General features: G+C 35.3%; 7 protein-coding genes. 1 reads left to right on the top strand and 6 read right to left on the bottom strand.

Annotation, left to right across the window (positions count from 1 at the left end; translation table 11 throughout):
- Positions 1–35: 35 nt before the first annotated feature.
- Both ABWO41_RS14265 and ABWO41_RS14260 read right to left on the bottom strand, forming a co-directional pair.
- Positions 36–1085: a response regulator gene (locus tag ABWO41_RS14265; protein WP_353139383.1), complete on the bottom strand. Its 1050-nt coding sequence runs from the start codon at positions 1083–1085 to the stop codon at positions 36–38.
- Positions 1075–2271 carry a PAS domain-containing sensor histidine kinase gene (locus tag ABWO41_RS14260; protein ID WP_502945657.1) on the bottom strand — a complete coding sequence of 399 codons (1197 nt, stop codon included), beginning with the start codon at positions 2269–2271 and terminating at the stop codon, positions 1075–1077. Before ABWO41_RS14260 ends, ABWO41_RS14265 begins: the two co-directional genes overlap by 11 nt.
- A gap of 121 nt (positions 2272–2392) precedes the next feature.
- Here ABWO41_RS14260 and ABWO41_RS14255 point away from each other — a divergent pair, with 121 nt between their 5' ends.
- Complete coding sequence (locus ABWO41_RS14255; RefSeq protein WP_353139380.1) at positions 2393–4168, top strand: hypothetical protein; 1776 nt, start codon at positions 2393–2395, stop codon at positions 4166–4168.
- A gap of 51 nt (positions 4169–4219) precedes the next feature.
- On the opposite strand, the gene ABWO41_RS14250 is transcribed toward ABWO41_RS14255, so the two are convergent.
- The 4 genes from ABWO41_RS14250 to ABWO41_RS14235 form a co-directional block, all read right to left on the bottom strand.
- Positions 4220–4840 (bottom strand): alpha-ketoglutarate-dependent dioxygenase AlkB family protein, encoded by a 621-nt coding sequence (locus ABWO41_RS14250; protein ID WP_353139377.1) that lies wholly within the window; start codon positions 4838–4840, stop codon positions 4220–4222.
- Complete coding sequence (locus ABWO41_RS14245; RefSeq protein ID WP_353139374.1) at positions 4827–5687, bottom strand: methylated-DNA--[protein]-cysteine S-methyltransferase; 861 nt, start codon at positions 5685–5687, stop codon at positions 4827–4829. Before ABWO41_RS14245 ends, ABWO41_RS14250 begins: the two co-directional genes overlap by 14 nt.
- Before the next feature lie 132 nt (positions 5688–5819).
- Positions 5820–6152 carry a YegP family protein gene (locus tag ABWO41_RS14240; RefSeq protein ID WP_502945656.1) on the bottom strand — a complete coding sequence of 111 codons (333 nt, stop codon included), beginning with the start codon at positions 6150–6152 and terminating at the stop codon, positions 5820–5822.
- A 162-nt stretch (positions 6153–6314) separates the two neighbouring features.
- Positions 6315–6467, bottom strand: a complete 153-nt coding sequence (locus ABWO41_RS14235; protein ID WP_353139386.1) for a hypothetical protein — start codon at positions 6465–6467, stop codon at positions 6315–6317.
- Between the last annotated feature and the right edge of the window lie 11 nt (positions 6468–6478).

Raw genomic sequence — 6478 nt, 5'->3', positions numbered from 1 at the left:
CCTGTATTATTTTTCTTTATTTTTTGATTAAGAAATCAATTCTTTAGGTTTCTGAGTTTGTCTATGTCTAAAATGTGTATTTCTGAACCTTTTTTTTCTATTAACTTCTCTTCCTTAAAATCACTCAATGTACGGCTCACAGTTTCTGTTGCCATACCAGCCATACCGGCTAAATCGTCTCTGGATATTTTAAAAATATTACTTTGTTGGTGTATGTCATTTATTCTTAACAGTGTCTCTGCCAATCTCTTTCTTACAGAATGGTAAGCCAGCTGAACCAATTGTTCATCTTTTTCTTTGAGTGTTTCTGCCAGCAGGTGAATAAACTGCATGGCTATTGCCGGGTGTTTATTAATAATTTCATTAACCTGTTCTCTGTTTAATAAACAGATCGAACTGTTTTCCAATGCTTCTGCAGTTTCGGAATGCGAGTTGCCAATTAGCGCATCATAAATACCAAAATATTCGTCTGTATGGTGTATTGCCGTTAAAAGCTCTCTGCCGTCTTTGCTTAGTTTTACAATTTTAACACTACCGTTAACAACTAAGTAAATACCCTGCGAGTTATCACCATCATAATAAATAACCTGCCCTTTTTTAATGTTTCTTATTTTTTTGTGGGTAATTAGCTCTGTAAGCTCGGCTTGTTTATTGTTTTTTCTTGCAAAATCTTCTAAAGTTTGTAATCCTTTGGAAAAAAAGTCTTTTTGCTGCTTCCTTTTCTTTAACCTGCTTTCTATGGCATTAAGCAATTCAATATCATCAAAAGGTTTGGTTAAATAATCATCGGCACCCATTTCCATACCTTTTCTTAAATCAACCCGTTCGGCTTTAGCCGTTAAGAAAATGAAAGGAATAGAAGCCGTTTCCGGATTTTTATTTAATAAATACAATACGCCATAGCCATCTAATTCAGGCATCATAATATCACAGATAATTAAATCCGGAAGATAGGATTGTGCTATTTCAACTCCATTTTTTCCATTGGGGGCAGTTAAAACCTCATATCCGGCGAGTTCCAATATTTCTGCCGTTCCTTCTCTAATATCCAGATTATCCTCAATGATCAGTATTTTATTCTTCATGCTGATTTAGCGTTATGGTAAAAGTAGTGCCCTTATTTTCTGCGCTTTCAAAAGCAATGGTTCCGTGCATCAGTTTAACATATCTGTCTACTATATTTAGACCAAGCCCTGTGCCAGGGATACTGCCGGTATTATGTGCTCTAAAGAATGCTTCGAAAAGATGCTTTTGTTCTGTTTCCGGGATACCAATACCATTGTCTTTTATGGTAATAATACATTTTTCATCAAGCATTTCGGTATTAAACTCAATAAAGGTATTCTCCCCGGAATATTTAATAGCATTTCCTATTAAATTAACAATGCAGTTTTTTAGAAGATTGATATCTGTGTTGATCTTACTCCGAGTTCCTGTATGCTGGTATATGATATTTTGATTTTGTTTGGCAATCATTTGCATTTCTTCGGTTATTTCTTCCGAGAACTTTACGATATCAAAAGTGCTAATTTGCAAGCTTACTTTGCCGGCTTCTAATTTTTCTAAAGAAAGAAAATCATTCAGGATATTAGTCAGATTAGCAACACTTGATTTTATTTTGCTAACGTGTTTAGAAATGTTGTCGTTTCCGTATTGAGAATTATATTTTTCGATTAAAGAAGCAGATAATTGAATAGAACTCAGAGGTGTTCTGAACTCATGTGATGCCATAGATACAAATCTGCTTTTTAGCTGATTGAGCTCTTTTTCTTTTTCTAAACGTTGTATTACTTCCTCTTTTGTATTTTGATGCTGTTTAATAAGAGTTTTGTGTGTTATTGTCCTTTCTTCAACCAAATGTTCTAACCTGTCGGTGTATTTTTTTAGCTGTTCTTCTGCGTCTTTTTCTCGGCTTAAATCATGAATGAAGCCGGTATAAATAACTCTTCCTTGAAACTGAACTTCGCTTACTGCCAGCCTGAAAGGAAAAAGAGTCCCGTCTTTACGAAGCCCCTTGACTTCTCTTCCTTTGCCAATGATATGGGGTTCAGAAGTTCTTTGATAACGCAATATATAACCGTCATGTCTGGAGCGGTCGGGCTCAGGCATCAGCATACTGATATTGTTTCCAATAACTTCTGACGAATCGTAACCAAACAGGCCACAGGCAGAAGGATTGATAGATTCTACAATGCCCTTGGAGTCAATAGTTATAATTCCGTCTATTGCAGTGTCTATTATTGCGTTTAATAAAGAAATCTGATCAATCATAGTCATCAGGTAACAAGATGCGAATATCTTGATAATTTACCAAAATTACATAGTTAAGTGATCTTGATCATATTTTATTTTTCTATTTTACAGGTTCTTTGTGTTATAGTTTAAATAAATTATGGCGCACACTTTTCATATTCCAGTTCTGGGTCTGGGTTTTTCTGTAGATACTCCTTTAAAGGTAGCTAAATATGGTATTTCTTCGGTTGCTTCTATCGTAGACGATCAGCTGATTGAAAGAATGAGAAAATTTCATTTGGAAAAAGGAGGGAAACCCTATCAGGAGATTACAAATAAAGAAGCGGATTTCCGTTCAAAAAGAATTACAGCATATCTGAATATGATGGATGAGTTTGTAAACGAACAGTTTAACAAGCTTAAAGAAGAAGATTTTGAAAGTGGAAAGGAAATTAATAAGTATTTCGATTTATTGTCTGAAATATCTCCGCTAAAACGGAAATATATGGAAATGCTGGATGAGAAAGATCATACGCTGAAACACAGAATGCAGTTGGATCTGAAAGAAAGCATGCAGAAAGGGGCTATAGATGTAAATATTATGGCTAAAGTAGATAAGTTGAATTTTGACGGGAATGGGGCAGAGATTAACTCCGATGCACTGGAAGCTTTAAGAGGATTTGCATTAAGTAACCTGGATTCTTCTGTTGTGCTTTCTGCAGGGATGAATCAGCGCTTATATGCATATATAGAGAATTTTAAGGACTTCTACCCGGATGTTGCGGGGAGTATCAAAAAGAAAATCATTTTGAAAGTTAGTGATTTTCGTTCTGCGTTAATTCAAGGAAAAATGCTGGCTAAAAAAGGTCTTTGGATATCAGAATTCAGAATAGAATCTGGGTTGAATTGCGGAGGGCATGCTTTTGCAACAGAAGGCTATCTGCTGGGACCAATTTTAGAGGAGTTTAGGCAGAAGAAAGAAAGTATGTTTAATGAGCTTTTCGAGATTTATAATAAAGCTCTGACAGAGAAAAACATAGAAACTGCGTTGAGGCCATTTTCAAAAATAAGTGTGCAGGGTGGAATTGGAACAGCAGAGGAAGATAGTTTCTTACTGGATTACTATCAATTGGATGCAACTGGATGGGGAAGCCCGTTTTTACTAGTACCGGAAGCAACCAATGTTGATACCGAGACATTAAAAAATTTAGTAAAAGCAGATAAGAATGATTTCTATATCAGCGGTTCATCACCGTTGGGTGTTCCATTTAACAATTTCAGATTAAGCTCTATTGAAAAATTGAGGTTAGAGCGCATAGAGAAAGGAAGACCCGGAAGCCCATGTACTAAAAAATATTTAGTTTCAAATACCGAGTTTACAGAAGAACCCATCTGCACGGCATCCAGAGAATATCAGAACCATAAGATTAAAGAGCTGAAAGCGGCTAATCTATCTGAAAAGGAATATCAGGAAGAATTCCAGAAAGTTACAGAGAAGGTTTGTTTATGCGAGGGATTAGCTACTTCTACTTATATCAAAAATGAGATATTGAAACCAAAAGAAAATAATGCGGTGGCTATTTGTCCCGGACCTAATATTGCTTATTTCTCTGGCGAGTTTAGCCTGGAAGAAATGGTAAAACATATTTATGGTAAAATAAATTTGCTGGGCAATACCAACCGCTCCAATTTATTCATTAATGAGCTGAATTTGTATATAGATTATCTGAAAAAAGATATGAGCGCCAGTTTAAAAGATTTGAATGATAAGAAGGTAAAATACTTTACCAAGTTTCAGCAGCAATTGGAAAACGGAATAAATTATTATAAGTCTTTAATTCCTTCAATTCATAACCAGACAGAAATTTATAAAAAGAAAATGATGGATGAGTTACTGGAGCTGGAATCTAAGCTATTGAAAATGAAATTTGTCTAAATGTCTTTGCAGTTTTAATGTGTTTTACTGCAAATGATGTTATGGCGTTTCTTAAAAAGAAACGCCTTTTTCTTGAATAAATCTGAAAGTTAGATTAATCCTGACGGTTTTTACTTTTTTCGTTGGAGGAAGCCTGTGGAGCCAGAAAGTCTGTGTTGTACCCCGCATCAATAGTAAACTTCCATGTTGTAAATCAAGAGAAACGTTTTTTTTACTCTCTTTATGTTTAAATGAAAACTTTCTCTCTGCTCCGAAACTTAATGAGGCTATTGCGCCATTTGGCTTAAGGTCTTTTTCTGCATCGCTGTGCCATGCCATCCCTTCATTTCCATCATGATAAAGATTAAGCAGACAAGAATTAAACTGTTCGCCTGTTTTTCTCTCTGCTATACATTTAAGCTCAAGTAACTCTGATGTCCAGGGCAATGATTTTTTTGTGATATTAGAATAAGTATATTCATATTCATTGTCCCCATACCAGGCAACCATACGCTTAGTAACGATATGTTTTCCGAAAATAATTGCCTCATCATGCTTCCATTCTATTCTATTTAACAGACTCTCCAGGTATTCTGAAGCTTTATGAGCACTAAATATTTTTCCGTAATATAAAACTTCTCCATCGTAGGGGAGAAGATTCTCTAAAAAGGGTTGGTCGCTAAACAGATTCATGCTCTTCTATATTTCTGGCGGCTTCCCAACCTATAATAGCTGTTTTTCTGGTACTACCCCACATATAACCTCCAATGATGCCGGATGATTGGATAACCCTGTGACACGGAATAATAAAAGCAATGGGATTGGAACCAATAGCAGAACCTACAGCCCGGGAAGCTTTAGGATTTCCTATCTCCTGTGCAATCCGGTTATAAGTAGCTAAATGTCCTGTAGGAATTTTAAGCAAAGCTTCCCACACTTTTAGCTGAAAATCTGTGCCTTTTAAATGAAGCTTTATTTCATGAGGTTTAGTCCAGTCATTTTGAAATACAGACAATGCGGCCTGTTGAAAAGGGTCTGTTTGTTCTGAGTAATTTGCTTTAGGAAATCTTTCTTTAAGCTCCTTCACCGCTATTTCTTTTAAAGAAGAGAAAGCCATATAGCAAAGGCCCTTATCTGTAGAAGCAACTATTAATTCACCAAAAGGACTTTCGCCAATAGCGTAGTTTATGTTCAGGTTTTTTCCATCATTTTTATATTCGGCGGGAGTCATACCTTCAATCTTTATGAACAAATCATGTAATCGTCCGGTACCGGAAAGCCCCGTTTTATAAGCCGTATCGAATAAGCTTATATCATTAGATTCCTTTAAAAGTTGCTTGGCGTATTGGATATTAATATACTGTAAAAATTTCTTCGGACTGGTCCCTGCCCATTCTAAGAAAAGTCTCTGAAAATGGAACGGGCTTAAACTTACATGTTCCGCAATTTCGTCTAACCCAGGTTGTTTCTTGAAATTCTGGCGAATAAACTCAATAGCTTTGGCAATACGATTATAGTTGATGATTTTTTGTGTTTCCATTGCTTTAGGGATTTGTACCAAAGTTCTGATTTCCCTATATTAAATAAAACCCGAAAATTGCTATCTTTTATATTAATAAAAAAAGCTCTGCCCGATGTAACGAGAGCAGAGCCTTCTTGTTATCGTAAATACTTACACAGTTTCGTCTTCAATAATAGCATCTTTTGCATTCGATGCAACAGACTTGATTCCATTATCTCTCGAAGCTTCACTTTCATACATTTCGCTGGTACCAATTACCTGGCCATTGCTCGCTTTTAATGTAAAATAAGGTTTGCCATTTGTTGATGTTTTTCTTTCAAACCTTTCATCGATCTGGGAATTCTTTTTTACAGACGCAATTCCATTTTCGCAATTTGCTTTGGTGCTGTAGCCTTCACTACCTAAAATAACCTGTCCATTTCCGGCTTTTAGGTTGAATTGGAATTCTCCGTTTTTCCTTTTTGAAATTACAAATTTCCCCATAATTCTTATTTTAGTTAATAGATAATACCCTAATATAATAAAACACTTTAAAAAATAGAGAAAATTCAGATCGTTTTATTTTCATGCCAGAAGCCTTCTTTATACAAAAAAAATCTTCTGCGTAAATATTTTTAATATAGCACCCCGGTTACGTTTTAAGAATTAAATATTGTCTGATATTTCGTTATGCCGGTTTTTTTCCGATAAACGGCGAAGTACTAAAAATCCTACTAACCCAGAGATGGTAGAAGCAATTAAAATAGAAAATTTAGCTTGTACCTGATATTCCGGATTTTTAAAAGACAGTAATGCAATAAATATAGACA

This window comes from Pseudopedobacter sp., assembly GCF_040392825.1.
In the GTDB taxonomy this organism is placed as follows: Bacteria; Bacteroidota; Bacteroidia; order Sphingobacteriales; family Sphingobacteriaceae; genus Pseudopedobacter.
The sequence above is the reverse complement of the archived record's forward strand: the minus strand, read 5'-3'. Positions and strand labels throughout refer to the sequence as shown.